This is a genomic window from Flavobacterium notoginsengisoli, from assembly GCF_014207905.1.
Taxonomy (GTDB): Bacteria; Bacteroidota; Bacteroidia; order Flavobacteriales; family Flavobacteriaceae; genus Flavobacterium; species Flavobacterium notoginsengisoli_A.
The window spans coordinates 75716-102542 of the sequence record NZ_JACHLB010000006.1; the positions used below are offsets into that span (position 1 = coordinate 75716).

Here is a 26827-nt window from a genome sequence, read left to right on the forward strand (position 1 = left end):
TTGTTTAGAAGTTAAGTTTTACATTAAACGAGTATACTTTTGTAGCTGGCATAACTCCTGATTGGAATCCTTGAATGTTTCCTGCTGATGATCCTGCTTCAGGATCTGCATAAGGAAGGTTTTTGTGGATGATCCAAAGGTTGTTTCCAATCACACTAAATGACATACCTTTAATGCTCATTTTGTCTAAGATTCTAGATGGTACATTGTACGTTAATCCAAGTTCTCTTAGTTTTACAAAAGATCCATCATAAACAGAAGCTTTTGTTGGATTAGTGTCAGAACTAAATGCAGTACCTCCAGAAGTAGATGCATCAATTCTTGTTGTATTTGGTGTACCATCTTCGTGTACTCCAGGAAGAATAACTCCACCGCTATCTGCACCACCTGTAAGTGGGTTTCTAACAGAGTTTCCTAAATCGTTTAATCCTAAATCGTAAATACCTGTTTCTCTACCGTAAGCTTGGTCAAGAGAGAAGATGTCTCCACCTTTTTTCACGTCAATTAAGAAATTGAAAGAAACATTTTTGTATGTTAATCTGTTTGATACACCACCAATCCATTTTGCTTGCGTATTACCAATAACTTTATTTGAAGCTAAAACGTAATAACCGTCTTCGTCAACAATTCTGTTTCCGTTAGCATCGTAAGTGTAATCTTTACCTCTTAATGTTCCGTAAGATTCTCCAACAGTTGCGTTAAGAGAAGCACCACCTTGGAAAGTAGCTAATAATAAGTTATCTCTACCTTGGTTTAATGAAACTACAGTGTTTTTGTTTGTAGACCAGTTAACTCCAAGATCCCAGCTAAAGTTTTCAGTTTTGATAACTTTTCCAGATAAAGCAAGCTCGATACCTTTGTTTTCAATTTCTCCAGCATTAACTGTAGCATAGTTTACACCAGTTGAAGTTGATTGTGGTACGTTGAAAATTTGGTTTTCAGTATTTGTTTTGTATAAAGATAAGTCAAAGTTCAATCTGTTTCTGAACATTGCCATCTCCAAACCAGCTTCCCAAGCTTTTTGAACCTCAGGTTTTAAGTTTGCAAAATCTAAATAAGTGTTACTGTTTCCGAATAACGGATTTCCGTCTAAACCGTAGTTGTTAACTTTTGCACCTAATCTACCTGCTGCAGGGTCATTACCTACTTGTGCATAGTTAATTCTAACTTTTCCTAAATTTAACCAGTCTGCTTTTGCTAATTCTGAGAAAATTAAACTTGAACCAATAGAGTAGTAGCTATAGCTGTTTTCTTCTTCTGGTAAAGCAGTACTTTTGTCTAATCTGTAAGATCCTTCAACAAATACAGTTTTGTTGTAATCTAAAGATAATTGTCCGTATAAACCTGATTTTTCGTAAGTAACTTGAGATTCTTTTGCAGGTAAGAATACGTTAGAGTTGTCTAAGCTGTATAAACCTTCTTTTGCTAAACCTCCAGTTGTAGAAGCTTGGATAGAATATGCGTCAGATCTTAAGAAAGTGTATCCTGCTAATGCTTTTGCTCCAATTTTATCAGATAATTTGAAGTTGTAGGTAGCAATTACGTCATAAGTTTGTTGCATGAAATCTCTTTTGTATAAAGAGTATCCTGATCCGTCATTAGCACCACTAATACCGAAAGTTTCAGCGTGGCTTCCAACAGCTTTTCTTAATTCTTGCTGATCGTTAGAGTAATCAATTGTTGCACGACCTAAAACTGTGAAGTCTTTAGTAATGTCGTATGATAAACTTGTACCAGCTAAGAATCTTGTTCTTGAATCTTGTTCGAAGTTTTGGTATCTGTCAAAATACGGGTTGTTCCAGAATGCTGGGGCAAGGTTTCCGTTTGTTGGATCAGTCATGTTCCAAGTAACGTTCTGGTGTGTTCTGTTGTATTCTTGCTCAAGTTCTTTGATGTCTACGTTTGTAGCCCACCATTGTCTGAAACCTCCAATAAAGTTATCTCCGTATCCAGTGTTATTTCTACCAGTAGTATTCTGATTAGTAAATGTAAAGAATGCTGTTGAAGTTAATTTATCAGATAAGTCTCTTGAGAAGTTACCATTTAAACTGTTTTTGTTTAGTAAACTGTTTGGTAAAACTCCTGTGTTGTTAATGTTTGTGAAACCTAAATTGTAAGCTCCTTTTTCATCACCGCCACTAAAGTTAATGTTGTTAGTGTATGCAGTTGATTTTTGGAAGAAGTCTACCGGAGTGTGTTTAGCAGCTACCCATGGAGTTGCTTTTCCGTAGTTTGGATTTCCTAATACAAATGCATTCCAGTTGTAGACCATGATGTTAGGATCAAAAGCGTTACCGTAAGAAGCATCATCTCCTGTTGAAGCAACAAGTCCATCAGGATTTCCGAAAACTGGAGCATTGTAACTACTGTCTTCTCCTCCGTATCCTTCACCATATTGGTTTTGGTAAGTTGGCATTGTAGATTTGTCAATAGCACCAATAGAAACTGTTGAACTGAAGCTAACTCCTAAAGCAGTATTCTTTTTACCTTTTTTAGTAGTAATCATAATCGCTCCATTAGAAGCCTGGCTACCATATAAAGCTGTCGCTGCAGCTCCCTTAAGTACGTTGATAGATTCAATGTTGTTTGGGTCAATATCTGAAGCAGCATTACCAAAGTCAAATCCTTGTCTTCCGTTTTGCGAATCGCTATCATTTAAGTTAGCATTACTTACAGCCACACCATCAATAACGATAAGTGCTTGGTTGTTTCCAGTAATACTTTTTACACCTCTTAATACAATGTTTGTAGAACCTCCAAAGTTAGAGTTTGTTTTAATTTCCAAACCAGCAACTTTTCCAGATAAGTTGTTTAGGAAATTGTTTGTTGGACTGCTGTTTACTTGATCAGCTGTCACTAATTGAGAAGAATATCCTAAAGATTTTTTCTCTCTTTTTACCCCTAAGGCCGTAGTTACAACAACTCCTTCAAGTTCTTGTGCGTCTCCAGCTAATTTAATGTTAATAACAGAAGAACTTGCAGCTACTTCTTGAGTTTTCATCCCGATGTAGCTAAAAACCAAAACTTGGCTTGTTGTTGCTTTAATGGAAAACTTTCCATCAAAATCTGTTTGCGTTCCCGTTTTTGTTCCTTTGATTAATACACTAACACCAGGTAGAGGCATTCCTGCATTATCAGAAACTGTTCCCGAGACAGCTCTTTCTTGCGCAAATGTTAATTGCGCCACTAATGCTAATAAAAGCACTAGGAATCCATTGAACTTTAGTTTCATTTTTAAATATTTTGAATTAGTGCGGTAAAACTCTTAATTATTTGTTAACTATCCTAATGTTCTTTTAATCTTTTTTTAATTTATGCTAAAATTTAACATTATAACATATGTTTACTATAGTGTTATAAAATTGTAAATCCGACGCTCTTTCCGCGCCATTACTGAGATTTATTCGTAAAATTCCGCTTGATGTCTGAATTGTGGCGCCAATACCCAATCCTAATAATTTTTTAATCTGATTTTTATTTGAAATGCTAGTTTGGTCTTGATAGAGGGAATAGTCTAAAATTGAGTTAATATAGAGACTTGGGGATATTAAGTGGCGATATTCTGTCAAAAGCATCGCTGCAAAGTTAGCTTGAAGGCTATTTTCTAAAAATCCTCTTATCGAATTCATTCCTCCAAATCGAAATAGTTCGTTAGAAATGTAGTTTTTGCTCTTTAACAAAAAATTCTGTGAATTTATGTTAATGAAATTTTTAGAGTTTAATTCAAAATTGTACTTCAAATTCACATTTGTAAAAAATTGATTGCTTTTGCCAGCAGTTTCAATGGAGTTATTTGTAGTTCTGTTTCCGAGACCAAACGAAGCTGCAATAAAAGCTTTGTTGAAAAAGATCGGGTTTTCAAAATCACTTTTCTGAAAATCGTAAGTTGTAGTTATATATGCGTTATTGAAATCGCTTATGGTCGAATTGTTTGTGTTTTGAATATCGCTTGATTCTGTGGATTGGTATCCCAGATACAGTTTAGAGTTGTAATTTAAATAATATCCTAAATTGATGTCCGTTTTTGTGTTTTGAAAAGTACTGTCTTGTTTGAAAATGTTTAATTGTGCTTTTATTCCAATAGGAGATTGAAATAAATACGGAATCTCAATTTTAGTATTGAAAGTTTTTTGTTGATTGCCATCGCTTTTCCAATAAAGAGAAAATTTTTCGCCAGCACGTAATGTGTTGATTAATGAAATGTCAACGTATCCGTTTAAGTTGAGTTTCTTGTTTTCATCATTTGAGAATCCAATGTAGCCGTCGAAAGTATTTGCCTTCCTTTTTTCGATATAAGTATAAGCTTTTGTGGAGTCTGTTGTGAATAATATTTCAGGATATTTTGTCTGCGAAATAAAATCAAAACTATTCATATCATTGTATAAATTTTTGATCACTTCTTGGTTGAATGTCTTGTTTAAATATTTCTTGTTTAATTGTCGTAAAGCTCCTTTTGGAAAAAAATCTTTCGAGTTGTTGTAATTTAGGATAATTGAATTTAAGGTTCGTTTTTTTTCGGAATCCAAAAATAAGTCCGCATAAATTATTGAGTTTCTTCTTTTGATGTTTGTCAATTTTATTTTCGAAAATGCAAAACCGTTTTTTTCCTTGTTTTGAATTTCACGATTTAATAGATTTTCTAGATCCGAATACGGAATAATTATGCTGTCTTTTGAAGTTTTTTTGTAGTCAAAAAATATATTATTTGTACCTATATATATATGTATAGTTTTTATTCTGTTTTTTAGGTCTAAAATAGCGGTAAAAGAACTGTCGTTAATTTTGCGATTTTCTGTTGTGATGACGTCTAGATAGCCCAGTTTTGCAAGTTTTTCAGAAGCTAAAGCAATCTCGTTTGTAAGAGATTTTAAATTTTGATGCGTTTTATTATAAGTTACAGAATCTATAGTTTGATTTTGCTTTTCATTTATTCCTCTAATAGTTAGATAGAAAGATTGGCTAAAACATTTTGAGCCTAGCAGAAAAAAAAGAATATATAGTAATTGTTTTGCTTGCAATTGGTTTGTTTATTAAATGTTAAGCAAATATCATATGTTTCTTTGTGAAATCATACATATAAATAATGTTATTGAAAATTAATGATTTAACGTTTGTATAGTGAAAAATATTTTATACATTTGCAACCCCGTAAAAAGCGGGAATTTAATAAACATAATAATTTTTAGTATTAATTATGCCAACAATTCAACAATTAGTAAGAACAGGAAGAACTCAGATCACTAAGAAGAGTAAATCGGTTGCTTTAGATTCTTGTCCTCAAAGAAGAGGGGTTTGTACGCGTGTTTACACTACTACACCAAAAAAACCAAACTCTGCAATGCGTAAAGTTGCGCGTGTACGTTTGACAAATGGTAATGAGGTGAATGCTTACATCCCAGGAGAAGGACACAATCTACAAGAGCACTCGATAGTATTAGTGCGAGGTGGAAGGGTAAAAGATTTACCAGGTGTTAGATATCATATCGTTCGTGGAGCTCTTGATACGTCAGGTGTTGCAGGAAGAACGCAAAGAAGATCTAAGTACGGTGCTAAACGCCCAAAAGAAGCAAAAAAGTAATTTAAAAACTTTTAAGAAAAAGACATGAGAAAAAGAGCGGCAAAGAAAAGACCACTTTTACCGGATCCAAGGTTTAATGACCAATTAGTAACACGTTTTGTGAACAACTTAATGTGGGATGGTAAGAAATCTACAGCTTTTAAAGTATTTTATGATGCTATTGATATCATTGAAACTAAAAAGCAAAATGATGAGAAAACTTCATTAGAGATCTGGAAAGATGCTTTAACAAACGTTATGCCTCACGTAGAAGTACGTAGCCGTAGAGTTGGTGGAGCTACATTCCAAATCCCAATGCAAATTCGTCCAGACAGAAAAATTTCTATGGCAATGAAGTGGTTAATACTTTATTCAAGAAGAAGAAATGAAAAATCTATGGCACAGCGTTTAGCTTCTGAGTGTTTAGCTGCGGCTAAAGAAGAAGGTGCTGCAGTTAAGAAAAGAATGGATACTCACAAAATGGCAGAAGCTAATAAAGCATTCTCTCACTTTAGATTTTAATTCGTAAAGAAATGGCTAGAGATTTAAAATATACAAGAAATATCGGGATCGCTGCTCACATTGATGCTGGTAAAACAACAACAACTGAGCGTATTCTTTTTTACACTGGAAAATCACACAAAATTGGTGAGGTACACGATGGTGCTGCAACAATGGACTGGATGGCACAAGAGCAAGAAAGAGGTATTACAATTACTTCTGCGGCTACGACTTGTACTTGGAATTTTCCAACAGAGCAAGGTAAAGTTCTTCCAGAATCATTGCCTTACCACTTTAATATTATTGATACTCCTGGACACGTTGACTTTACTGTAGAGGTAAACCGTTCTTTACGTGTACTTGATGGTTTAGTTTTCTTGTTTAGTGCTGTTGATGGTGTTGAGCCTCAATCAGAAACTAACTGGAGACTTGCTGATCAATATAGAGTTCCTCGTATGGGATTCGTAAACAAAATGGACCGTCAAGGTGCTAACTTTTTAGCTGTATGCGGACAGGTTAAAGATATGTTGAAATCAAATGCGGTTGCAATTACTTTGCCTATTGGTGATGAAGCAGATTTTAAAGGTATTGTTGACTTAGTGAAAAATCAAGCTATCGTATGGCATGATGAAACTCAAGGAGCTACTTTTGATATCGTTGATATCCCAGCTGATATGGTTGATGATGTAAAACACTACCGTTCTATTCTTATCGAAGAGATTGCAACTTATGATGAAAATCTTTTGGATAAATACATGGAAGATGAAAACTCTATTACAGAGGATGAAATCAACAATGCATTAAGAGCTGCTACTATTGATATGGCAATCATTCCTATGCTTGCTGGTTCTTCTTTCAAAAATAAAGGAGTTCAATTTATGTTAGATGCTGTTTGTAAGTATTTACCATCTCCATTAGATAAAGAAGGTATTGAAGGAATTCACCCTGACGATGCTGAATTATTAGAAGAAGATCAAACTAAAATCTTACGTCGCCCAGATGTAAAAGAGCCTTTCGCGGCTTTGGCATTTAAAATTGCTACTGACCCATTCGTAGGTCGTTTAGCTTTCTTCCGTGCTTACTCTGGACGTTTAGATGCTGGTTCTTATGTTTTAAATACTCGTTCTGGTAACAAAGAGAGAATTTCTCGTATTTACCAAATGCACGCTAACAAACAAAATCCAATCGAATTTATTGAGGCTGGAGATATTGGAGCTGCTGTAGGATTTAAAGATATCAAAACTGGAGATACACTTTGTGATGAAAAGAATCCGATTATCTTGGAGTCTATGAAATTCCCAGAGCCTGTAATTGGTATTGCTATCGAGCCTAAAACTAAAGCTGACGTTGATAAAATGGGTATGGCTTTAGCTAAATTAGCTGAAGAAGATCCAACGTTTACTGTAAGAACTGACGAAGCTTCAGGTCAAACTATTATTTCTGGTATGGGTGAGCTTCACTTAGATATCTTAGTTGATCGTATGAAACGTGAGTTTAAAGTAGAGGTTAATCAAGGTGAGCCACAAGTAGAGTACAAAGAGGCGTTTACTAAATCTGCTCAACATAGAGAAACTTACAAGAAACAATCTGGAGGTCGTGGTAAATTCGGTGATATCGTATTTAGAATCGAGCCTGCTGATGAAGTTGATGGTAAAGTTCCTGTAGGATTACAGTTTGTTAATGAGGTAAAAGGTGGTAACGTTCCTAAAGAATATATCCCTGCTGTTGAAAAAGGTTTCCGTGAGGCTATGAAAACAGGTCCATTAGCTGGATACGCTGTTGATAGCTTAAAAGTAACTTTATTAGACGGATCTTTCCACCCTGTGGATTCTGATGCTCTTTCTTTTGAATTAGCTGCTAGAATGGGTTATAAAGAATCTGGACGTGCTGCTGGGGCTGTTATTCTTGAGCCAATCATGAAAATCGAAGTTATTACTCCTGAAGAAAACATGGGTGATATCGTTGGTGACTTGAACCGTCGTAGAGGTCAAGTTAATGACATGGGTGATAGAAATGGTGCTAAGACTATCAAAGCTGATGTGCCTTTATCAGAAATGTTTGGTTATGTAACTACATTAAGAACATTATCTTCTGGTAGAGCTACTTCAACAATGGAGTTCTCTCACTATGCAGAAACACCTTCTAATATTTCAGAAGAGGTAATCAAAAAAGCAAAAGGTAACGCTTAATTTTAAGAAAATGAGTCAAAAAATCAGAATAAAACTAAAATCTTACGATCACATGTTGGTAGATAAATCTGCTGAAAAGATCGTAAAAACAGTAAAAACTACTGGAGCAGTTGTAACAGGTCCAATTCCGTTGCCAACTCACAAAAAACTTTTCACTGTATTACGTTCTCCGCACGTTAACAAAAAAGCGAGAGAGCAATTTGAAGTAATGTCATACAAGAGATTGATTGATATTTATTCATCTTCATCTAAAACTATTGATGCTTTAATGAAACTTGAATTGCCAAGTGGTGTTGAAGTAGAGATAAAAGTATAATTTTATTATATTTTTTTATATAAAAAGCGAGTCAGAAATGTCTCGCTTTTTTTTGTGCTTATGGGAAAATTTTAATTGTGGTAAATGTGGTTTTTTGATGCTTGAAAGTATTTGTTGTTTTTATGTAAAAGCCTTTGTTTTAAGGTGGTGACAATGCTTTTTGTTGTGATTTTGTTAATTAATTGTTGTCTTAAAATTGTTTGGCAATTCGAAAAATACTTTTGAAAAGTAGAATGGTTCAAATTGTTTTTACTGCATGTTTTGAGCTTGGATTTTGATAATGAGCGATTTAATTTTTGTAACCGTTTGTTTTATTCAATTTTAATATCTACTTTTGCACTCCCTGTTTGGAAATTTCTGTTATTTTCAAATTGAAGGGAATTTTAGTAATTAATAATTAATATTTATGTCTGGGTTAATTGGTAAGAAAATCGGCATGACTAGTATTTTTGACGAAAACGGGAAAAACATTCCTTGTACAGTAATCGAAGCTGGTCCATGTGTTGTTACCCAAGTCAGAACCAACGAGGTTGACGGGTATGAAGCGTTGCAACTTGGTTTCGATGACAAAAACGAGAAACATTCTACTAAAGCGGCTTTAGGTCACTTTAAAAAAGCTGGAACTGTTGCTAAGAAAAAAGTCGTTGAATTCCAAGATTTCGCAACTGAACAAAAATTAGGAGATCTTATTGATGTTACTATTTTTGAAGAAGGAGAATTTGTAGATGTACAAGGTGTGTCTAAAGGTAAAGGTTTCCAAGGTGTTGTTAAACGTCACGGTTTTGGTGGAGTTGGACAAGCTACTCATGGTCAGCACAACCGTTTAAGAGCGCCAGGTTCTGTGGGAGCTTCTTCTTATCCATCTAGAGTATTCAAAGGAATGCGTATGGCTGGAAGAATGGGAGGAGAAAATGTGAAAATTCAAAACCTTAGAGTTTTAAAAGTAGTTGCTGAAAAGAATCTACTTGTTGTTAAAGGATGTATTCCTGGGCACAAAAACTCTTATGTAATCATTCAGAAGTAATGGAAGTAAAAGTATTAGATTTCAACGGAAAAGATACTGGAAGAAAAGTTCAACTTTCTGATTCAGTATTCGCAATTGAACCAAACAATCACGCAGTATATCTTGATGTTAAGCAATATCTTGCTAATCAAAGACAGGGTACTCATAAAGCTAAAGAAAGAGCTGAAGTAACTGGAAGTACTCGTAAGATTAAAAAACAAAAAGGAACTGGTACTGCTCGTGCAGGAAGTGTTAAGAATCCTTTGTTTAAAGGTGGAGGAACAGTTTTCGGACCAAGACCAAGAAGTTATTCATTCAAATTGAATAAAAACTTGAAAAGATTGGCTAGAAAATCAGCTTTCTCAATTAAAGCAAAAGAGTCAAACATTGTAGTTCTTGAAGACTTTAATTTTGAAGTGCCAAACACTAAAAATTTCATTAACGTTTTGAAAGCTTTAGGGTTAGAAAATAAAAAATCTCTATTCGTGTTGGGTGAGTCAAATAAAAATGTATATTTGTCGTCACGCAATTTAAAGGCTTCTAATGTCGTAACTAGCTCAGAATTAAGCACTTACGCAATATTAAACGCTAATAATTTAGTGCTTTTGGAAGGTTCTTTAGAGTTAATTGAAGAAAATTTAAGTAAATAATAGGAATATGAGCATCATTATCAGACCTATAGTAACGGAAAAAGTAACCAAAGAAAGTGAAGTTCTAAACCGCTTCGGATTCGTTGTTAACAAAAAAGCAAACAAAGTTGAAATTAAGAAAGCTGTTGAGGCTGCTTATGGAGTAACTATTGTTGCTGTTAACACAATGAATGTGAGACCAGATAGATCTACAAAATACACTAAAAGTGGTTTAATCAGTGGAAAGACAAATGCTTACAAAAAAGCAATTGTTCAAGTACAAGAAGGAGAAACAATTGATTTTTACAACAATATCTAAGATAGAAAAATGTCAGTAAGAAAATTAAAACCTATTACCCCGGGTCAGCGATTTAGAGTTGTGAATGGTTATGACGCTATTACAACTGATAAGCCGGAACGCTCTTTGATAGCGCCGATAAAAAACTCAGGAGGTAGAAATAGTCAAGGAAAGATGACCATGCGTTATACGGGTGGTGGTCACAAGCAGAGATATCGTATTATTGATTTCAAAAGAACTAAAGATGGAATTCCAGCTACAGTGAAATCAATCGAATACGATCCAAATCGTACTGCGTTTATCGCTTTATTAGCTTATGCTGATGGAGAGAAAACTTATATTATCGCTCAAAATGGATTGAAAGTTGGTCAGAAATTAGTTTCTGGACCAGAATCTCAGCCAGAGATTGGTAATACTTTACCTTTAAGCAGAATTCCTCTTGGAACTGTTATATCTTGTATTGAGTTACGTCCAGGACAAGGAGCTGTTATTGCTCGTTCAGCTGGAACTTTTGCTCAGTTAATGGCAAGAGACGGGAAATATGCAACAATTAAAATGCCATCTGGTGAGACAAGATTAATCTTGCTAACTTGTTCGGCTACAATTGGAGCTGTTTCTAACTCTGACCACCAATTAGTTGTATCTGGAAAAGCAGGTAGAACAAGATGGTTAGGTAGAAGACCTAGAACTAGACCAGTAGCGATGAACCCAGTTGATCACCCTATGGGAGGTGGTGAAGGACGTTCTTCTGGAGGGCACCCACGTTCAAGAAACGGATTGCCAGCTAAAGGTTACAGAACTCGTTCTAAGAAAAACCCGAGTAACAAGTATATCGTAGAACGTAGAAAGAAATAATAAGATATGGCACGTTCATTAAAAAAAGGACCTTTCGTTCATTATAAATTAGACAAGAAAGTTCAAGAAAACGTAGAAAGTGGTAAAAATGCAGTTGTTAAGACTTGGTCTAGAGCTTCAATGATTACTCCAGATTTCGTTGGACAAACTATCGCAGTTCATAACGGTCGTCAATTTGTACCAGTTTACGTAACAGAAAACATGGTAGGTCACAAATTAGGAGAATTTTCGCCAACTAGATCTTTTAGAGGTCATGCTGGAGCAAAAAATAAAGGTAAAAAATAAAAGAAGCAATGGGAGTTCGTAAAAGAGAAACAGCAGATGCGAGAAAAGAGGCTAATAAGTCTATCGCTTTCGCAAAATTGAATAACTGCCCTACTTCACCTAGAAAAATGCGCTTAGTAGCGGACTTGGTAAGAGGTCAGAAGGTAGAAAGAGCACTTAACATTTTAAGATTCAGTTCTAAAGAAGCTTCAAGAAAATTAGAAAAACTATTATTATCTGCAATCAACAACTGGGAGCAAAAAAATAGTGAAGGTAATTTAGAAGAGGCTGGATTATTTGTTAAAGAGATCAGAGTAGATGGTGGAATGATGTTAAAAAGACTTCGTCCAGCTCCACAAGGTCGTGCACACAGAATAAGAAAACGTTCTAATCACGTAACAATCGTGCTTGGAGCTATCAATAACACACAAAGCAATTCTTAAGCAGCATGGGACAAAAGACAAATCCAATTGGAAATAGACTTGGTATCATCAGAGGATGGGACTCAAACTGGTATGGTGGAAATGATTACGGCGATAAATTAGCTGAAGATCACAAAATCAGAAAGTATATCCACGCTCGTTTATCAAAAGCTAGTGTATCTAAAGTAATCATCGAGAGAACTTTGAAGCTTGTAACCGTTACTATCACTACTGCTAGACCTGGTATCATTATCGGAAAAGGTGGGCAAGAGGTAGACAAGTTAAAAGAAGAACTTAAGAAAGTTACTGACAAAGAGGTTCAAATTAACATCTTTGAAATTAAAAGACCTGAGTTAGATGCTTATCTTGTGGCGACAAGCATCGCTCGTCAAATCGAAAGCCGTATTTCTTACAGACGTGCAATCAAAATGGCTATTGCTGCTTCTATGCGTATGAACGCTGAAGGTATCAAAGTTTTGATTTCTGGTCGTTTGAATGGAGCTGAGATGGCACGTTCGGAAGGTTTCAAAGAAGGTAGAATTCCTCTATCAACTTTCAGAGCTGACATTGATTATGCTTTGGCTGAAGCTCACACTACTTACGGTAGAATGGGTATCAAAGTATGGATCATGAAAGGTGAAGTTTACGGTAAGAGAGAGCTTTCTCCGCTTGCTGGAATGGACAAAAAACAATCTGGTACAGGTGGTGGAAAAGGTGGAGATGCTCCTAGAGGCAAATCTAACTTTAACAAAGGCGGTAAACCAGATGCTCGTAAAAGAAAGTAAATTTTTAAACTAAAGAAAAATGTTACAGCCTAAAAGAACAAAATACCGTAAGGTACAAAAAGGTAAAATGAAAGGTAACTCTCAAAGAGGGCACGAACTTTCAAATGGAATGTTTGGTATTAAATCTGTACATGAAGATGGAATGTTCTTAACGTCTCGTCAAATCGAAGCTGCACGTATTGCTGCAACTCGTTACATGAAGAGAGAAGGACAATTGTGGATTAAAATTTTCCCAGACAAACCTATCACTAAGAAACCTCTTGAAGTACGTATGGGTAAAGGTAAAGGAGCAGTTGAGTATTGGGCTGCTGTTGTTAAACCAGGAAGAATTATGTTTGAAGTTGGAGGAGTTCCATTGTCAGTTGCAAAAGAGGCTTTACGTCTTGCAGCTCAAAAACTTCCAGTAAAAACTAAGTTCGTCGTTGCTAGAGATTTCGAAGCATAATTTATATTTATTATGAAACAATCAGAAATAAAAGATCTTTCTGCAGCGGAGTTGCAAGAAAAACTTAGTCAAACTAAGAAAGTATATGCTGACCTAAAAATGGCTCACGCTATTTCTCCAATTGCTAACCCGCTTCAAATTAGAAGCGTTAGAAGAACAGTTGCAAGATTAGCTACAGAGTTAACTAAAAGAGAGTTACAATAATTGTATTCTGCTGAAAGATGGAAGAAAAAAGAAATTTAAGAAAAGAAAGAATAGGTGTTGTTACTTCAAATAAGATGGATAAATCTATCGTTATTTCAGAGGTAAGAAAAGTAAAACACCCATTATACGGTAAGTTCGTGTTGAAAACTAAGAAATATGTTGCACACGACGAAACAAACGACTGTAACATTGGAGATACTGTAAGAATTAGCGAAACGCGTCCTTTAAGTAAAACAAAATGTTGGAGATTAGTTGAAATCTTAGAAAGAGCTAAATAATTATGGTACAACAAGAATCAAGACTAAAAGTAGCAGATAACACGGGAGCTAAAGAAGTTTTAACTATTCGTGTTTTAGGAGGTACTAAAAGAAGATATGCCTCTGTTGGTGACAAAATTGTAGTTTCTATCAAAGATGCAACTCCAAACGGAAACGTGAAAAAAGGAGCTGTTTCAACTGCAGTTGTTGTACGTACTAAAAAAGAAGTGAGAAGAGCTGATGGTTCTTATATCCGTTTCGATGACAATGCATGTGTTCTTTTGAATGCTGCAGGGGAAATGAGAGGAACTCGTGTTTTTGGTCCGGTAGCAAGAGAACTTCGTGAAAAACAATTCATGAAAATTGTATCATTAGCACCAGAAGTGCTTTAATTCGTTTTAAGATGATAAAGCTAAAAATAAAATCAGGAGATATCGTAAGAGTTATTGCTGGAGACCATAAAGGTGCTGAAGGTAAAGTTTTACGTGTTTACCGTGAGAAAAATAAAGCGATAGTTGAAGGTGTAAACTTGGTTTCAAAACACACTAAACCAAGTGCTAAAAACCCTCAAGGTGGTATCGTTAAGAAAGAGGCTTCTATTCAAATTTCTAACATTGCTTTAATTGATCCTAAAACTAAGGAAACAACTAGAGTAGGTATTAGAGTAGAAGGAGATAAGAAAGTAAGATTTTCAAAAAAATCTAATCAAGTACTATAGTAATGGCATATACACCTAGACTAAAAGAAGAATATAAGAGTAGAGTAATCTCTGCTCTTAAAGAAGAGTTCGGATATACAAACGTAATGCAAGTTCCTAAACTTGAAAAAATCGTTTTGAGCCGTGGAGTTGGTGCAGCTGTATCTGATAAAAAACTTATTGACTATGCTGTTGATGAGTTAACAAAGATCACTGGACAAAAAGCAGTTTCTACAATCTCTAAGAAAGACGTTGCGTCTTTCAAATTGAGAAAAGGAATGCCTATTGGAGCAAAAGTTACTTTACGTGGAGAAAGAATGTATGAGTTTTTAGATAGACTTATTACTTCTGCTTTACCACGTGTTAGAGATTTCGGTGGTATTAAAGCTACTGGTTTCGACGGAAGAGGTAACTACAATCTTGGAGTTTTAGAGCAAATCATTTTCCCAGAAATTGATATTGACAAAGTAAACAAAATTTCAGGAATGGATATTACATTTGTTACTACTGCAAAAACAGACAAGGAAGCAAAGTCATTATTGGCTGAATTAGGATTACCTTTTAAAAAGAATTAAGACATGGCTAAAGAATCAATGAAAGCCCGCGAGGTGAAAAGAGAGAAAACGGTAGCTAAGTATGCTGAGAAGAGAAAAGCTTTATTAGAAGCTGGAGACTACGAAGGTTTACAAAGATTACCAAAAAATGCTTCACCTGTTCGTTTACACAATCGTTGCAAATTAACTGGAAGACCAAGAGGTTATATCCGTCAATTCGGAATCTCTCGTGTAACTTTCCGTGAAATGGCTAATAATGGGTTAATTCCAGGAGTTAAAAAGGCTTCTTGGTAATCTCGCAATAAGTTATTACTTTTGCAAACCAAAAAATAATTTTTAATTGATTAAAGGTTCGGGAAACGGGTGTTTCCCGAAAACCATAATCGCAATCAAATACATATGTATACAGATCCTATTGCAGATTATTTGACTAGAGTTCGTAACGCTGTGGCTGCAAACCACAAAGTTGTTGAAATTCCAGCATCTAATCTTAAAAAAGAGATAACTAAGATCTTATTTGATCAAGGTTACATCTTAAGTTACAAATTTGAGCAGAATACTGTACAAGGTTCTATCAAAATTGCTTTGAAGTATGATAAAGATACTAAAGAGCCTGTAATTAAAGATATCCAAAGAATTAGTAAACCTGGTTTACGTAAGTACGCAGGTGCTGCCAAATTACCAAGAATCCTTAACGGATTAGGAATTGCTATTGTTTCTACATCAAAAGGTTTGATGACAGGAAAACAAGCTAAGCAATTAAATGTAGGTGGTGAAGTAATTTGTTACGTATACTAATTTTAAACACTAGAAAAGATGTCAAGAATAGGTAAAAGCCCAATTGTAATCCCTGCTGGTGTAACTGTAGAAGTTAAAGACGGTATTATTACAGTAAAAGGAAAAAGAGGTCAACTAGTTCAGGAGTTTTCGGACGTAAATGTAACTGTTGAAGGTGATCAAGTTTCAGTAGAAAGATCATCTGATCATAAAGACCATAGAGCAAAACACGGATTATACAGATCTTTGATCAGTAATATGGTTGTTGGTGTTTCTGAAGGTTTCACAAAAGAACTAGAATTAGTTGGAGTTGGTTATAGAGCTTCAAACCAAGGTCAAAAGTTAGATTTAGCTCTTGGATATTCTCACAATATTGTTTTAGAAATTGCTCCAGAAGTATCTTTAGAAACAATATCTGAAAAAGGTAAGAACCCAATCGTAAAATTAACATCATTTGATAAACAACTTTTAGGTCAAGTTGCTGCGAAAATCAGAGGTTTCCGTAAGCCAGAACCATATAAAGGAAAAGGTGTTAAATTTGTGGGTGAAGTATTAAGAAGAAAAGCAGGTAAATCAGCTTAAAATATAAGATTATGTCATTAACAAAATCTGAAAGAAGACAGAGAATTAAATTCAGAATTAGAAAATCGGTTAGTGGTTCTGCTGCAAGACCAAGATTATCTGTGTTTAGAAGTAATAAAGAAATTTACGCTCAAATCATTGATGATGTAAATGGAGTTACTATATTAGCTGCATCTTCGAGAGAAAAAGAAATAGGAAAAGGTACTAACGTTGAAGTAGCTGCTGCTGTTGGGAAATTAGTTGCAGAGAAAGCGTTAAAAGCTGGGATCGATACCATCACTTTTGACAGAGGTGGATATTTATATCACGGTCGTATTAAATCATTAGCAGAAGGCGCAAGAGCCGCTGGACTTAAATTCTAATATATTATGTCTAAATACAAAAATGTAGAATTGGTAAAACCTAGTGGTCTTGAATTAAAAGATCGTCTAGTTAGTGTTAATCGTGTTACTAAAGTTACAAAAGGAGGTAGAGCTTTCGGTTTTTCTGCTATTGTAGTTGTAGGTGATGAAAATGGAGTAGTTGGTCATGGATTAGGAAAATCTAAAGACGTTTCTGAAGCAATTGCGAAAGCAGTAGAAGATGCTAAGAAAAACTTAGTTAGAATTCCTTTAAATGGACAATCTGTTCCTCACGAACAAAAAGGTAAATTTGGTGGTGCACGTGTATTCTTAATTCCTGCGTCTCATGGTACAGGAGTTATTGCTGGTGGAGCTGTTCGTTCAGTTCTTGAGTCAGTAGGTATTCACGATGTATTGTCTAAATCTCAAGGATCATCAAATCCACATAACGTAGTAAAAGCAACTTTTGATGCTTTATTGCAAATGAGAAGCGCTCACACTGTTGCAAAACAAAGAGGTGTTTCTTTAGAAAAAGTTTTTAAAGGTTAATTCAGGAAATTATGGCTAAATTATTAGTAAAACAAGTAAGAAGCAAAATCAACTGTCCTCTTTCTCAAAAGAGAGGGTTGGAAGCTTTAGGTCTACGTAAAATTGGACAAGTTGTGGAGCATGAGTCAAATCCTGCTATCCTTGGGATGATAAACAAAGTTAAACACTTAGTTTCTGTAGAAGAAGCTAAATAACAAATACTGTTATGAATTTAAGTAACTTACAACCTGCTGAGGGATCTACACACAATCAAAATAAAAGATTAGGTAGAGGAGAAGGTTCTGGAAAAGGTGGTACTGCTGCACGTGGACACAAAGGAGCTAAATCTCGTTCTGGTTATTCTAAAAAGATTGGTTTTGAAGGAGGACAAATGCCACTTCAAAGACGTGTACCTAAGTTTGGTTTCAAAAACATCAATCGTAAAGAATACGAAGGTGTTAATTTAGATACTCTTCAATTATTAGTTGATAACGGTGTAATTACTGATTCTGTTTCAATGACAGATTTCGTAGCAAATCGTCTAGCTTCTAAAAATGAAATCGTTAAGATTTTAGGTAGAGGAGAATTGAAAGCAAAATTAAAAGTAACTGCCCACAAATTTACTGCTACTGCAAAAGCGGCTATTGAAGCTGCAGGTGGAGAAGCTGTAACTATATAACTTATCTATTAAGATGAAGAAATTTATTGAATCAATAAGTAATGTTTGGAAAATCGAAGAACTAAAGAATAGAATCTTAATTACATTAGGATTGCTTTTAGTATATCGTTTTGGAGCACACGTTACGCTTCCTGGAATTGACGCAACGCAATTGACTGGTTTAGCGGGACAAACTAAAAATGGTCTAGGATCTATTCTAGACATGTTCACCGGGGGTGCTTTCTCTAAGGCTTCAGTTTTTGCTTTAGGTATCATGCCTTATATTTCTGCGTCTATTGTCGTTCAGTTGATGGGGATTGCGATTCCATATTTGCAAAAACTTCAAAATGATGGAGAAAGTGGTAGAAAAAAGATTAATCAAATCACTCGTTGGTTGACAATCGCTATCACATTGGTTCAAGGTCCAACTTATATCTATAATTTATACAGAACATTGCCTAGTAATGCATTTTTGCTAGGCTTTAATTCACCAGAATTTTTGTTCTCATCTGTTATTATCTTAGTTACAGGAACAATTTTTGCAATGTGGCTTGGAGAAAAAATTACAGATAAAGGTATTGGAAATGGTATTTCATTGTTAATTATGGTTGGTATTTTAGCTCGTTTACCACAAGCTTTTATTCAAGAGTTTACAACTCGTGTTACCAATAACAATGGAGGTCCAATGTTATTAGTTATTGAAATTATTGTGTGGCTATTAGTTATTATTTCTTGTGTATTGCTTACAATGGCAGTACGTAGAATTCCGGTGCAATACGCTCGTCGTACAACTACTGGAGATTACGAGCAAGATTTAGCAGGTGGTAATAGACAATGGATTCCTCTTAAGCTTAATGCTTCGGGAGTTATGCCAATTATTTTTGCGCAAGCAATTATGTTTATCCCTGCGGCTGTGGCTGGGCTGTCTAAATCAGATACATCACAATCAATTGTTGGTGCATTTAGTAATATGTTTGGTTTCTGGTATAATTTTGTTTTTGCAACTTTAATTATTGTATTTACATTCTTTTATACTGCAATCACTGTACCTACTAACAAAATGGCTGATGATTTAAAGAGAAGCGGTGGTTTTATTCCGGGCGTACGTCCAGGAGCTGAAACTTCTGATTTCCTTGATAAAGTGATGTCTTTAATAACTTTCCCAGGATCTTTATTCCTTGCTTTGATTGCTGTGTTCCCAGCTATTGTTGTAAGTATTATGGATGTACAACAATCTTGGGCGATGTTTTTTGGAGGTACCTCATTAATAATTATGGTTGGAGTTGCAATAGATACTATTCAACAAATCAATTCATACTTGTTAAACAAACATTATGATGGTTTAATGAAGACTGGTAAAAATAGAAAAGCGGTAGCTTAATATATTTATGGCAAAACAATCAGCAATAGAACAAGACGGATCAATTATAGAAGCATTATCAAATGCTATGTTCCGTGTAGAGTTAGAAAATGGACATATTGTAATTGCTCATATTTCTGGAAAAATGCGAATGCATTATATCAAATTATTACCTGGTGATAAAGTGAAGCTAGAAATGAGTCCTTACGATTTGTCAAAAGCAAGAATTACTTATCGATATTAAAGGATATTCACTATGAAAGTTAGAGCATCAGTAAAAAAGAGAAGTGCCGAGTGCATTATCGTGCGTAGAAAAGGGAGACTGTACGTAATAAACAAAAAGAATCCTAGATTTAAACAAAGACAAGGATAATTATGGCAAGAATAGCAGGGGTAGATATCCCAAAAAACAAAAGAGGTGTAATCGCACTTACCTACATCTTCGGATTAGGAAAAAGTAGAGCTGTTGAGATTTTAGAGAAAGCTCAAGTAAGCCAAGATAAAAAAGTTCAAGATTGGAATGACGACGAAATCGGAGCAATTCGTGAGGCAGTTTCATTTTACAAAATTGAAGGTGAATTACGTTCTGAAATTTCTTTAAACATTAAACGTTTAATGGATATTGGATGTTACAGAGGTATTCGTCATAGATCTGGTCTTCCGTTAAGAGGACAAAGAACTAAAAACAACTCAAGAACAAGAAAAGGTAAAAGAAAAACTGTTGCTAACAAGAAAAAAGCAACTAAATAATAAGTAATATGGCTAAAGCAACTGCAAAAAAACGTAAAGTTATCGTTGAATCAACGGGTGAGGCTCATATTTCTGCCACTTTTAATAACATTATTATTTCTTTGACTAATAAGAAAGGTGAAGTTATCTCTTGGTCTTCAGCTGGTAAAATGGGTTTCAGAGGTTCTAAAAAGAATACTCCTTATGCAGCTCAAATGGCAGCAGAAGATTGCGCTAAAGTAGCACTTGAGGCAGGACTTAAAAAAGTTAAGGTTTATGTAAAAGGACCAGGTAACGGACGTGAGTCTGCTATCCGTTCTATTCATAACGGTGGAATTGAAGTTACTGAAATTATTGATGTTACTCCAATGCCACATAACGGATGTCGTCCTCCAAAAAGACGTAGAGTTTAATTTTTTATTTTTATAGTATAAACAAGGTAGAACATAGATTATCGAAGGATTAGACCTGAATTCATAATTTCTACCTTAAAATTTTTTTTAAAATGGCAAGATATACTGGTCCTAAAACCAAAATCGCTCGTAAATTTGGCGAGGCAATCTTCGGAGATGATAAATCTTTCGAAAAAAGAAATTACCCACCTGGACAACACGGGATGGCTAAAAAAAGAGGAAAAAAATCTGAGTACGCTGTTCAGTTAATGGAAAAGCAAAAAGCTAAATATTCTTACGGAATTTTAGAGAAACAATTCAGAAATTTATTCGAAAAAGCATCAGCTACAAAAGGAGTAACTGGTGAAGTTTTATTACAATTATGCGAAGCAAGATTAGATAATGTTGTTTTTAGAATGGGAATTGCTCCATCTAGAAGAGGTGCGCGTCAAATCGTTTCTCACAGACACATTACTGTAAATGGAGAGGTTGTTAATATTCCTTCTTACCACCTTAAGCCTGGTGATAAAGTTGCAGTTCGTGAAAAATCTAAATCTCTAGAAGCTATCGAACGTTCTTTATCAAATTCAAGTCATGTTTATGAATGGATTACTTGGAACAATGATCTTAAAGAAGGAACTTTCGTTTCTGTACCTGCGAGACTTCAAATTCCAGAAAACATTAAAGAACAATTAATCGTAGAGTTGTACAACAAATAATAATTGACTTAGTCGAAATTTATGGCAATATTTAATTTTCAAAAGCCCGATAAAGTTATCATGATCGATTCAACCGATTTTGAAGGTAAATTTGAATTTAGACCTTTAGAACCTGGTTACGGATTGACAGTTGGTAATGCACTTAGAAGAGTTTTGCTTTCAGCATTAGAAGGTTATGCAATTACATCTGTTCGTATCGAAGGTGTAGATCATGAGTTTTCTACTATTTCAGGTGTTGTTGAAGATGTTACCGAAATTATCCTTAATCTAAAACAAGTACGTTTCAAACGTCAAATTGAAGATATCGATAATGAATCAGTTACTATTTCTGTTTCTGGTAAAGATCAATTAACAGCAGGTGATTTTCAAAAATTTATTTCAGGTTTTCAAGTTCTAAATCCAGACCTTGTTATCTGTAACTTAGATTCTAAAATCAAATTGAATTTCGATTTAACAATCGAAAAAGGTAGAGGATACGTGCCTGCTGAAGAGAACAAAAAACAGAATGCTGCAATTGGAACGATTTTTACAGATTCTATTTTTACTCCGGTAAAAAATGTAAAATATGCAATCGAAAATTTCCGTGTTGAGCAAAAAACGGATTACGAAAAATTAGTTTTTGAAATCAAAACTGATGGATCTATCAATCCTAAAGATGCTCTTACTGAAGCTGCTAAAGTTTTAATTCACCATTTCATGTTATTCTCTGACGAAAGAATTACACTTGAGGCTGACGAAATTGCACAAACAGAATCGTATGATGAAGAGTCATTGCATATGAGACAATTGCTTAAAACTAAGCTTGTTGATATGGATTTATCTGTGAGAGCATTAAATTGCTTGAAAGCGGCTGAAGTTGATACACTTGGTGATTTAGTATCGTTCAATAAAAATGACCTAATGAAATTCCGTAATTTTGGTAAAAAATCTTTAACTGAACTTGATGAACTTGTTGCAGTTAAGAATTTAACTTTCGGAATGGATTTAGCTAAATACAAATTAGATAAAGAATAATTTACTTCATATTTTGCTCTCCATCGTGGATTGTAGCAAGATGAAGATAAAAAAAATACGTCATGAGACACGGAAAAAAATTCAACCACTTAAGCAGACAGACTGGACATAGAAAAGCTATGTTGGCTAATATGGCTTGTTCTCTTATCGAGCACAAACGTATTAACACTACTGTTGCTAAAGCTAAAGCGCTTAAACAATTTGTTGAGCCTTTAATCACAAAATCAAAAGAGGATACGACTCACAATCGTCGTATTGTTTTTGCTTACTTACGTAATAAATACGCTGTAACTGATTTGTTCAGAGATGTTGCTGCTAAAGTAGGTGACCGTCCAGGTGGATACACTCGTATCATTAAAGTTGGAAATCGTTTGGGAGATAATGCTGATATGGCAATGATCGAACTTGTTGACTTCAATGAACTTTACAACGGAGGTAAAAAAGAAGTTAAAAAAGCGAAAAGCCGTCGTGGTGGTAAAGCTAAAAAAGCTGAAACTACTGCTCCTGAAGCCCCTGCTGCTGAATCAGAAACGACTACTGAAGCTTCTGAATAATTATGAGAGTAATCATTCTATAATATTAAAGGATAAACTAATTTTTAGTTTATCCTTTTTTTTTGATTTTTTTAAGCCTAAAGAAATGTAACTTATTTAAAATGATAGGTTTTATTTTTACGAAGGAAAGTTTTAAAAAGTCTTGGAAGAGCTTCTTTAAAGAAGTAAATTTGCAAAATATCTAATTACATTATAAAGGCCATCATTTTGGTTTTTATACTTGATAAAAAAAACAATACAAATTAAATAATGAAATACACAACACGAAAAAGCGCCATTTTATTACTTAGTGATGGAACAATTTTTCACGGGAAATCTATCGGAATCAGCGGTAAAACTTTCGGTGAAGTTTGTTTTAATACTGGAATGACAGGTTATCAGGAGATTTTTACTGATCCTTCTTATTTCGGTCAAATTATGGTGGCTACAAATACACATATCGGAAATTATGGTGTTAATGAGCAAGAGGTAGAATCTGATAGTATTAAAATTGCTGGTTTGGTTTGTAAAAACTTCAGTTTTAACTATTCAAGAGAAAATGCTTCTGAAAGCTTAGAAGATTATTTTACTAAACAAAATTTAATCTGTATTTCTGATGTTGATACTCGTGCACTTGTAAGTTACATTCGTGACAATGGTGCGATGAATGCAGTTATTTGTACTGATGGTACTTCAATAGAAGATTTGAAAAAAGAACTGGCTAATGTGCCAAATATGGAAGGTTTAGAATTAGCTTCTAAAGTATCTACTACTGAACCATATTTCTTTGGTGATGAAAATGCTACGTATAAAATCTCTGCTTTAGATCTTGGAATTAAAAAGAATATCTTAAGAAATCTAGCTAAAAGAGATTGTTATATAAAAGTGTATCCTTATAATTCTACTTATAAAGATTTATCAGAATTTAATCCTGATGGTTATTTCTTGTCAAACGGACCTGGAGATCCAGATCCATTATTTGGAGCTATTCAGGTTGCAAAAGAAATTCTGGCGGATAATAAACCGCTTTTCGGAATTTGTTTGGGGCATCAGGTTATTGGTTTAGCTAATGGTGTAGAAACTTATAAAATGTTTAATGGACACCGAGGAATTAATCACCCTGTGAAAAATATCATTACTGGTAAAGGTGAAATTACTTCTCAAAACCACGGATTTGCTGTTAAAAAAGAGCAATTGGATAATCATCCTGAACTAGAGATTACTCATGTTCATTTAAATGATGGAACAGTAGCTGGAATGAGAATGAAAAATAAGAATTGTTTTTCAGTTCAGTATCACCCAGAAGCAAGTCCAGGACCACACGATTCGTCATATTTATTTGATCAATTTGTGGAGAACATCAAAACGGCTAAAGCCTAAAACGATGTAGTTAATAAATAAAGGTGTTTAATCTTTAAAATGCGTTTATAGTATTAAATATTTTTATAATTTCGAAAAAAAAATATAATTTATTAATAAAAAACAAAAATAATGAGTATTATAATTAAAGTTCACGCAAGACAAATTCTTGATTCTAGAGGTAATCCTACTATTGAAGTTGACGTAGTAACTGAAAATGGAGTTTTAGGTAGAGCTGCTGTTCCATCTGGAGCATCAACTGGAGAGCACGAAGCTGTTGAATTACGTGATGGAGGTAAAGCTTATCTAGGTAAAGGTGTTTTGAATGCAGTGAACAATGTAAATACTGTTATTGCTGAAGAATTAGTTGGGACTTCTGTTTTCGAACAAAACACAATTGACCAATTAATGATTGATTTAGATGGAACTCCAAACAAATCTAAATTAGGAGCTAATGCTATTTTAGGAGTTTCTTTAGCTGCTGCAAAAGCTGCTGCTAATGAACTTGGATTACCATTATACAGATATGTAGGTGGTGTTTCTGCAAATACATTGCCAGTTCCAATGATGAATATCATCAACGGAGGTTCTCACTCTGATGCGCCTATCGCATTTCAAGAGTTTATGATTTTCCCAGTAAAAGCAACTTCTTTTACACATGCAATGCAAATGGGAACTGAGATCTTTCATAGTTTGAAAAAAGTTTTACACGATAGAGGTTTAAGTACGGCTGTTGGTGACGAAGGAGGTTTTGCTCCAAACTTAGCTGGAGGTACTGAAGATGCTTTGGATACTATCAAACTTGCCGTTGAAAAAGCTGGATATACTTTCGGTGACGAAATTATGATTGCTCTAGACTGTGCCGCTTCTGAGTTTTATGTAAACGGTAAATACGATTATACTAAATTTGAAGGTGAAACAGGAAAAATTAGAACTTCTGCAGAACAAGCTGAATACTTAGCTGAACTTGCTGCTAAATATCCAATTATCTCTATCGAAGATGGTATGTATGAAGATGACTGGGATGGATGGAAAGCTTTAACTGAAAAAATTGGAGATAAAGTACAATTAGTAGGTGATGATTTATTTGTTACTAATGTTGCTCGTTTGTCAACTGGTATCGAAAAAGGAATTGCTAATTCAATTTTAGTAAAAGTAAACCAAATTGGTACTTTAACTGAAACTATTGCTGCTGTAAACATGGCTAAAAATGCTGGTTATACATCTGTAATGTCTCACCGTTCTGGAGAAACTGAAGATAATACAATTGCAGATTTAGCTGTAGCTTTAAACTGTGGTCAAATTAAAACTGGTTCGGCTTCTCGTTCTGATCGTATGGCTAAATACAATCAATTATTAAGAATTGAAGAGGAATTAGGAAGCACTGCTTACTTCCCTGGTTTAAATGCTTTTAAAATCAAATAATTGCATAAATTATATATCGAAAAGAAACCATCTGTTTTTGCAGATGGTTTTTTTTTGGAGTTTTAACAAATTCATAGCAGTATTCTTTTTTTAATTAGTCTTAAATTCATTAGATTTGGTAAATTATTATTTAAAGAATTATTTCCAAGATATTATGTCAAAAATAGCTACATTAGAAATAGATGGTAAAAAGATTGAACTTCCGGTAATCACAGGAAGTGAAAATGAATCAGCTATCGATATTAACAAATTACGTGATTTAACAGGAGTTATTACAATTGATCCAGGTTATAAAAATTCAGGGTCTTGTACGAGTGAAATCACTTTCCTAGATGGAGAAGAAGGAATTTTACGTTACAGAGGGTATTCTATCGAAGACTTAGCTGAAAAAGCAAGTTTCTTAGAAGTTTCATATCTTTTGATTTTTGGAGAATTACCTACTGCTGCACAATTAGAAGATTTTGAAAATAATATTAGAAAACATTCTTTGGTAAACGAAGAAATGAAAAATATTATTGACGGTTTTCCAAAGACAGCTCACCCAATGGGAGTATTATCAGCTTTAACAAGTGCTTTGACAGCATTTAACCCTAAAGCTGTAAATGTTGATAACGAAAAAGAAATGTACGAGGCTATTTGTAAAACGATGGCTAAATTTCTTGTAATTGCTACATGGACTTACAGAAAATCAATGGGCTATCCATTGAACTATTACGATAATACAAAAGGTTATGTGGAAAGCTTTATGCAATTAATGTTTAAATTGCCTACAGGACCTTATTCAGCAAACCCAGTTATTGTAAATGCATTAGATAAATTATTTATTCTTCACGCAGATCACGAACAAAACTGTTCTACTTCGACAGTAAGAATGGTAGGTTCTTCTCATGCTGGTTTATTTGCTTCAGTTTCTGCAGGAGTTTCTGCTTTATGGGGGCCACTTCATGGAGGTGCAAACCAAGCAGTGCTTGAGATGTTAGAAGAAATTAATAAAGATGGAGGAGATACAGATAAATTCTTAGCAAAAGCGAAAGATAAAAATGATCCTTTCCGTTTAATGGGATTCGGACACAGAGTTTACAAAAACTTTGATCCAAGAGCCAAAATCATCAAAAAAGCAGCGACTGAAGTATTAGAAACTTTAGGTGTTGAAGATCCAATTTTGGATATTGCAAGAAAACTAGAGAAAGCTGCTCTTGAAGATGAATACTTCAAATCAAGAAACTTATATCCAAACGTTGATTTCTACTCTGGAATTATCTACAGAGCTTTAGGAATTCCAACAGATATGTTCACGGTAATGTTTGCTATTGGAAGACTACCAGGTTGGATCGCACAATGGAAAGAAATGCGTGAGAACAAAGAGCCAATCGGAAGACCAAGACAAATCTACACAGGACATCCTTTAAGAGAATTCAAGTCTAATAAATAAAA

General features: G+C 34.5%; 37 protein-coding genes. 35 read left to right on the forward strand and 2 right to left on the reverse strand.

Features of this window, described 5'->3' with window-relative positions:
* Positions 1-4: 4 nt before the first annotated feature.
* Together HNP35_RS17580 and HNP35_RS17585 are read right to left on the reverse strand one after the other, a co-directional pair.
* A complete protein-coding gene (locus tag HNP35_RS17580) occupies positions 5-3232 on the reverse strand; it encodes a SusC/RagA family TonB-linked outer membrane protein (RefSeq protein WP_184165597.1) in 3228 nt (1075 codons plus the stop codon).
* 85 nt (positions 3233-3317) lie between these two features.
* Entirely contained in the window at positions 3318-5018 is a 1701-nt protein-coding gene (locus tag HNP35_RS17585; RefSeq protein WP_246453580.1) for a hypothetical protein, read from the reverse strand.
* A gap of 176 nt (positions 5019-5194) precedes the next feature.
* Here HNP35_RS17585 and rpsL point away from each other — a divergent pair, with 176 nt between their 5' ends.
* The 35 genes from rpsL (at position 5195) to HNP35_RS17760 (ending at position 26825) form a co-directional block, all read left to right on the forward strand.
* Positions 5195-5578, forward strand: a complete 384-nt coding sequence (rpsL, locus tag HNP35_RS17590; protein WP_007136570.1) for a 30S ribosomal protein S12 — start codon at positions 5195-5197, stop codon at positions 5576-5578.
* A 24-nt stretch (positions 5579-5602) separates the two neighbouring features.
* Entirely contained in the window at positions 5603-6079 is a 477-nt protein-coding gene (gene rpsG / locus HNP35_RS17595; protein ID WP_026727879.1) for a 30S ribosomal protein S7, read from the forward strand.
* 11 nt (positions 6080-6090) lie between these two features.
* Entirely contained in the window at positions 6091-8247 is a 2157-nt protein-coding gene (gene fusA / locus HNP35_RS17600) for an elongation factor G (RefSeq protein WP_184165594.1), read from the forward strand.
* 10 nt (positions 8248-8257) lie between these two features.
* A complete protein-coding gene (gene rpsJ, locus HNP35_RS17605; protein ID WP_007803605.1) occupies positions 8258-8563 on the forward strand; it encodes a 30S ribosomal protein S10 in 306 nt (101 codons plus the stop codon).
* A gap of 406 nt (positions 8564-8969) precedes the next feature.
* Positions 8970-9587: a 50S ribosomal protein L3 gene (gene rplC / locus HNP35_RS17610; protein ID WP_184165591.1), complete on the forward strand. Its 618-nt coding sequence runs from the start codon at positions 8970-8972 to the stop codon at positions 9585-9587.
* Positions 9587-10216 carry a 50S ribosomal protein L4 gene (gene rplD, locus HNP35_RS17615; protein WP_132989111.1) on the forward strand — a complete coding sequence of 210 codons (630 nt, stop codon included), beginning with the start codon at positions 9587-9589 and terminating at the stop codon, positions 10214-10216. The genes rplC and rplD overlap by 1 nt, the downstream gene beginning before the upstream one ends.
* Positions 10217-10223: 7 nt before the next feature.
* Entirely contained in the window at positions 10224-10514 is a 291-nt protein-coding gene (gene rplW / locus HNP35_RS17620) for a 50S ribosomal protein L23 (RefSeq protein WP_184165588.1), read from the forward strand.
* Between the two features lie 9 nt (positions 10515-10523).
* Positions 10524-11348 (forward strand): 50S ribosomal protein L2, encoded by an 825-nt coding sequence (rplB, locus tag HNP35_RS17625; RefSeq protein ID WP_008464287.1) that lies wholly within the window; start codon positions 10524-10526, stop codon positions 11346-11348.
* A 6-nt stretch (positions 11349-11354) separates the two neighbouring features.
* Positions 11355-11633, forward strand: coding sequence for a 30S ribosomal protein S19 (rpsS, locus tag HNP35_RS17630; RefSeq protein WP_008464288.1), 279 nt, complete (start codon positions 11355-11357; stop codon positions 11631-11633).
* Between the two features lie 8 nt (positions 11634-11641).
* Entirely contained in the window at positions 11642-12055 is a 414-nt protein-coding gene (rplV, locus tag HNP35_RS17635) for a 50S ribosomal protein L22 (protein ID WP_007803631.1), read from the forward strand.
* A 5-nt stretch (positions 12056-12060) separates the two neighbouring features.
* A complete protein-coding gene (gene rpsC, locus HNP35_RS17640; RefSeq protein WP_008464292.1) occupies positions 12061-12819 on the forward strand; it encodes a 30S ribosomal protein S3 in 759 nt (252 codons plus the stop codon).
* A gap of 19 nt (positions 12820-12838) precedes the next feature.
* Positions 12839-13264 carry a 50S ribosomal protein L16 gene (gene rplP, locus HNP35_RS17645; protein ID WP_017495016.1) on the forward strand — a complete coding sequence of 142 codons (426 nt, stop codon included), beginning with the start codon at positions 12839-12841 and terminating at the stop codon, positions 13262-13264.
* 12 nt (positions 13265-13276) lie between these two features.
* On the forward strand, positions 13277-13468 hold the full coding sequence (rpmC, locus tag HNP35_RS17650) for a 50S ribosomal protein L29 (RefSeq protein WP_008464297.1): 192 nt from the start codon (positions 13277-13279) through the stop codon (positions 13466-13468).
* A 17-nt stretch (positions 13469-13485) separates the two neighbouring features.
* Positions 13486-13746, forward strand: coding sequence for a 30S ribosomal protein S17 (gene rpsQ / locus HNP35_RS17655; RefSeq protein ID WP_012022485.1), 261 nt, complete (start codon positions 13486-13488; stop codon positions 13744-13746).
* A gap of 2 nt (positions 13747-13748) precedes the next feature.
* On the forward strand, positions 13749-14117 hold the full coding sequence (rplN, locus tag HNP35_RS17660; protein ID WP_007803649.1) for a 50S ribosomal protein L14: 369 nt from the start codon (positions 13749-13751) through the stop codon (positions 14115-14117).
* Between the two features lie 11 nt (positions 14118-14128).
* On the forward strand, positions 14129-14443 hold the full coding sequence (gene rplX, locus HNP35_RS17665; RefSeq protein WP_008464300.1) for a 50S ribosomal protein L24: 315 nt from the start codon (positions 14129-14131) through the stop codon (positions 14441-14443).
* A gap of 2 nt (positions 14444-14445) precedes the next feature.
* Positions 14446-14997 (forward strand): 50S ribosomal protein L5, encoded by a 552-nt coding sequence (gene rplE / locus HNP35_RS17670; protein ID WP_012022484.1) that lies wholly within the window; start codon positions 14446-14448, stop codon positions 14995-14997.
* 3 nt (positions 14998-15000) lie between these two features.
* Positions 15001-15270 (forward strand): 30S ribosomal protein S14, encoded by a 270-nt coding sequence (gene rpsN, locus HNP35_RS17675; protein ID WP_008464305.1) that lies wholly within the window; start codon positions 15001-15003, stop codon positions 15268-15270.
* Positions 15271-15375: 105 nt separating this feature from the next.
* Positions 15376-15774 (forward strand): 30S ribosomal protein S8, encoded by a 399-nt coding sequence (gene rpsH, locus HNP35_RS17680; protein ID WP_008464306.1) that lies wholly within the window; start codon positions 15376-15378, stop codon positions 15772-15774.
* 18 nt (positions 15775-15792) lie between these two features.
* On the forward strand, positions 15793-16335 hold the full coding sequence (rplF, locus tag HNP35_RS17685; RefSeq protein ID WP_184165585.1) for a 50S ribosomal protein L6: 543 nt from the start codon (positions 15793-15795) through the stop codon (positions 16333-16335).
* Positions 16336-16346: 11 nt separating this feature from the next.
* A complete protein-coding gene (gene rplR, locus HNP35_RS17690; RefSeq protein ID WP_035650451.1) occupies positions 16347-16697 on the forward strand; it encodes a 50S ribosomal protein L18 in 351 nt (116 codons plus the stop codon).
* 3 nt (positions 16698-16700) lie between these two features.
* A complete protein-coding gene (gene rpsE / locus HNP35_RS17695) occupies positions 16701-17225 on the forward strand; it encodes a 30S ribosomal protein S5 (protein WP_085949269.1) in 525 nt (174 codons plus the stop codon).
* Between the two features lie 11 nt (positions 17226-17236).
* Positions 17237-17419, forward strand: a complete 183-nt coding sequence (gene rpmD, locus HNP35_RS17700) for a 50S ribosomal protein L30 (RefSeq protein ID WP_008464315.1) — start codon at positions 17237-17239, stop codon at positions 17417-17419.
* Positions 17420-17430: 11 nt separating this feature from the next.
* Entirely contained in the window at positions 17431-17883 is a 453-nt protein-coding gene (rplO, locus tag HNP35_RS17705) for a 50S ribosomal protein L15 (protein WP_091496646.1), read from the forward strand.
* 13 nt (positions 17884-17896) lie between these two features.
* Positions 17897-19243 carry a preprotein translocase subunit SecY gene (gene secY / locus HNP35_RS17710; protein ID WP_007803669.1) on the forward strand — a complete coding sequence of 449 codons (1347 nt, stop codon included), beginning with the start codon at positions 17897-17899 and terminating at the stop codon, positions 19241-19243.
* 7 nt (positions 19244-19250) lie between these two features.
* Positions 19251-19466: a translation initiation factor IF-1 gene (infA, locus tag HNP35_RS17715; RefSeq protein WP_007136545.1), complete on the forward strand. Its 216-nt coding sequence runs from the start codon at positions 19251-19253 to the stop codon at positions 19464-19466.
* Between the two features lie 12 nt (positions 19467-19478).
* Positions 19479-19595, forward strand: a complete 117-nt coding sequence (gene ykgO / locus HNP35_RS17720; protein ID WP_002987490.1) for a type B 50S ribosomal protein L36 — start codon at positions 19479-19481, stop codon at positions 19593-19595.
* Between the two features lie 2 nt (positions 19596-19597).
* Entirely contained in the window at positions 19598-19972 is a 375-nt protein-coding gene (gene rpsM / locus HNP35_RS17725; RefSeq protein ID WP_184165582.1) for a 30S ribosomal protein S13, read from the forward strand.
* Between the two features lie 8 nt (positions 19973-19980).
* Positions 19981-20364, forward strand: coding sequence for a 30S ribosomal protein S11 (gene rpsK, locus HNP35_RS17730; RefSeq protein WP_026727866.1), 384 nt, complete (start codon positions 19981-19983; stop codon positions 20362-20364).
* A 92-nt stretch (positions 20365-20456) separates the two neighbouring features.
* A complete protein-coding gene (gene rpsD / locus HNP35_RS17735; RefSeq protein ID WP_008464326.1) occupies positions 20457-21062 on the forward strand; it encodes a 30S ribosomal protein S4 in 606 nt (201 codons plus the stop codon).
* 21 nt (positions 21063-21083) lie between these two features.
* Positions 21084-22076, forward strand: coding sequence for a DNA-directed RNA polymerase subunit alpha (locus HNP35_RS17740; RefSeq protein ID WP_008464329.1), 993 nt, complete (start codon positions 21084-21086; stop codon positions 22074-22076).
* A 62-nt stretch (positions 22077-22138) separates the two neighbouring features.
* A complete protein-coding gene (gene rplQ, locus HNP35_RS17745; protein WP_184165579.1) occupies positions 22139-22630 on the forward strand; it encodes a 50S ribosomal protein L17 in 492 nt (163 codons plus the stop codon).
* A 249-nt stretch (positions 22631-22879) separates the two neighbouring features.
* A complete protein-coding gene (gene carA, locus HNP35_RS17750) occupies positions 22880-23989 on the forward strand; it encodes a glutamine-hydrolyzing carbamoyl-phosphate synthase small subunit (RefSeq protein ID WP_184165576.1) in 1110 nt (369 codons plus the stop codon).
* A 111-nt stretch (positions 23990-24100) separates the two neighbouring features.
* A complete protein-coding gene (eno, locus tag HNP35_RS17755; RefSeq protein WP_184165573.1) occupies positions 24101-25393 on the forward strand; it encodes a phosphopyruvate hydratase in 1293 nt (430 codons plus the stop codon).
* A gap of 154 nt (positions 25394-25547) precedes the next feature.
* A complete protein-coding gene (locus HNP35_RS17760) occupies positions 25548-26825 on the forward strand; it encodes a citrate synthase (protein ID WP_184165570.1) in 1278 nt (425 codons plus the stop codon).
* Positions 26826-26827: the final 2 nt, after the last annotated feature.

Bases quoted from the DNA above. Each gene is read 5' to 3' on its own strand.
- rplC (WP_184165591.1), top strand. From the start codon at position 8,970: ATGTCTGGGTTAATTGGTAAGAAAATCGGCATGACTAGTATTTTTGAC.
- rplP (WP_017495016.1), top strand. From the start codon at position 12,839: ATGTTACAGCCTAAAAGAACAAAATACCGTAAGGTACAAAAAGGTAAA.
- rplO (WP_091496646.1), top strand. From the start codon at position 17,431: ATGAATTTAAGTAACTTACAACCTGCTGAGGGATCTACACACAATCAA.
- rpsG (WP_026727879.1), top strand. From the start codon at position 5,603: ATGAGAAAAAGAGCGGCAAAGAAAAGACCACTTTTACCGGATCCAAGG.
- carA (WP_184165576.1), top strand. From the start codon at position 22,880: ATGAAATACACAACACGAAAAAGCGCCATTTTATTACTTAGTGATGGA.
- rpsJ (WP_007803605.1), top strand. From the start codon at position 8,258: ATGAGTCAAAAAATCAGAATAAAACTAAAATCTTACGATCACATGTTG.
- rplX (WP_008464300.1), top strand. From the start codon at position 14,129: ATGATAAAGCTAAAAATAAAATCAGGAGATATCGTAAGAGTTATTGCT.
- eno (WP_184165573.1), top strand. From the start codon at position 24,101: ATGAGTATTATAATTAAAGTTCACGCAAGACAAATTCTTGATTCTAGA.
- rpsQ (WP_012022485.1), top strand. From the start codon at position 13,486: ATGGAAGAAAAAAGAAATTTAAGAAAAGAAAGAATAGGTGTTGTTACT.
- HNP35_RS17740 (WP_008464329.1), top strand. From the start codon at position 21,084: ATGGCAATATTTAATTTTCAAAAGCCCGATAAAGTTATCATGATCGAT.
- rpsK (WP_026727866.1), top strand. From the start codon at position 19,981: ATGGCTAAAGCAACTGCAAAAAAACGTAAAGTTATCGTTGAATCAACG.
- HNP35_RS17760 (WP_184165570.1), top strand. From the start codon at position 25,548: ATGTCAAAAATAGCTACATTAGAAATAGATGGTAAAAAGATTGAACTT.
- rplR (WP_035650451.1), top strand. From the start codon at position 16,347: ATGTCATTAACAAAATCTGAAAGAAGACAGAGAATTAAATTCAGAATT.
- rpsL (WP_007136570.1), top strand. From the start codon at position 5,195: ATGCCAACAATTCAACAATTAGTAAGAACAGGAAGAACTCAGATCACT.
- rplF (WP_184165585.1), top strand. From the start codon at position 15,793: ATGTCAAGAATAGGTAAAAGCCCAATTGTAATCCCTGCTGGTGTAACT.
- rpsD (WP_008464326.1), top strand. From the start codon at position 20,457: ATGGCAAGATATACTGGTCCTAAAACCAAAATCGCTCGTAAATTTGGC.
- HNP35_RS17580 (WP_184165597.1), bottom strand. From the start codon at position 3,232: ATGAAACTAAAGTTCAATGGATTCCTAGTGCTTTTATTAGCATTAGTG.
- rpmC (WP_008464297.1), top strand. From the start codon at position 13,277: ATGAAACAATCAGAAATAAAAGATCTTTCTGCAGCGGAGTTGCAAGAA.
- rplW (WP_184165588.1), top strand. From the start codon at position 10,224: ATGAGCATCATTATCAGACCTATAGTAACGGAAAAAGTAACCAAAGAA.
- infA (WP_007136545.1), top strand. From the start codon at position 19,251: ATGGCAAAACAATCAGCAATAGAACAAGACGGATCAATTATAGAAGCA.
- rplV (WP_007803631.1), top strand. From the start codon at position 11,642: ATGGGAGTTCGTAAAAGAGAAACAGCAGATGCGAGAAAAGAGGCTAAT.
- ykgO (WP_002987490.1), top strand. From the start codon at position 19,479: ATGAAAGTTAGAGCATCAGTAAAAAAGAGAAGTGCCGAGTGCATTATC.
- rplN (WP_007803649.1), top strand. From the start codon at position 13,749: ATGGTACAACAAGAATCAAGACTAAAAGTAGCAGATAACACGGGAGCT.
- rpsC (WP_008464292.1), top strand. From the start codon at position 12,061: ATGGGACAAAAGACAAATCCAATTGGAAATAGACTTGGTATCATCAGA.
- secY (WP_007803669.1), top strand. From the start codon at position 17,897: ATGAAGAAATTTATTGAATCAATAAGTAATGTTTGGAAAATCGAAGAA.
- rplE (WP_012022484.1), top strand. From the start codon at position 14,446: ATGGCATATACACCTAGACTAAAAGAAGAATATAAGAGTAGAGTAATC.
- rplQ (WP_184165579.1), top strand. From the start codon at position 22,139: ATGAGACACGGAAAAAAATTCAACCACTTAAGCAGACAGACTGGACAT.
- rplB (WP_008464287.1), top strand. From the start codon at position 10,524: ATGTCAGTAAGAAAATTAAAACCTATTACCCCGGGTCAGCGATTTAGA.
- rpsN (WP_008464305.1), top strand. From the start codon at position 15,001: ATGGCTAAAGAATCAATGAAAGCCCGCGAGGTGAAAAGAGAGAAAACG.
- rpsM (WP_184165582.1), top strand. From the start codon at position 19,598: ATGGCAAGAATAGCAGGGGTAGATATCCCAAAAAACAAAAGAGGTGTA.
- rplD (WP_132989111.1), top strand. From the start codon at position 9,587: ATGGAAGTAAAAGTATTAGATTTCAACGGAAAAGATACTGGAAGAAAA.
- rpmD (WP_008464315.1), top strand. From the start codon at position 17,237: ATGGCTAAATTATTAGTAAAACAAGTAAGAAGCAAAATCAACTGTCCT.
- rpsH (WP_008464306.1), top strand. From the start codon at position 15,376: ATGTATACAGATCCTATTGCAGATTATTTGACTAGAGTTCGTAACGCT.
- fusA (WP_184165594.1), top strand. From the start codon at position 6,091: ATGGCTAGAGATTTAAAATATACAAGAAATATCGGGATCGCTGCTCAC.
- rpsS (WP_008464288.1), top strand. From the start codon at position 11,355: ATGGCACGTTCATTAAAAAAAGGACCTTTCGTTCATTATAAATTAGAC.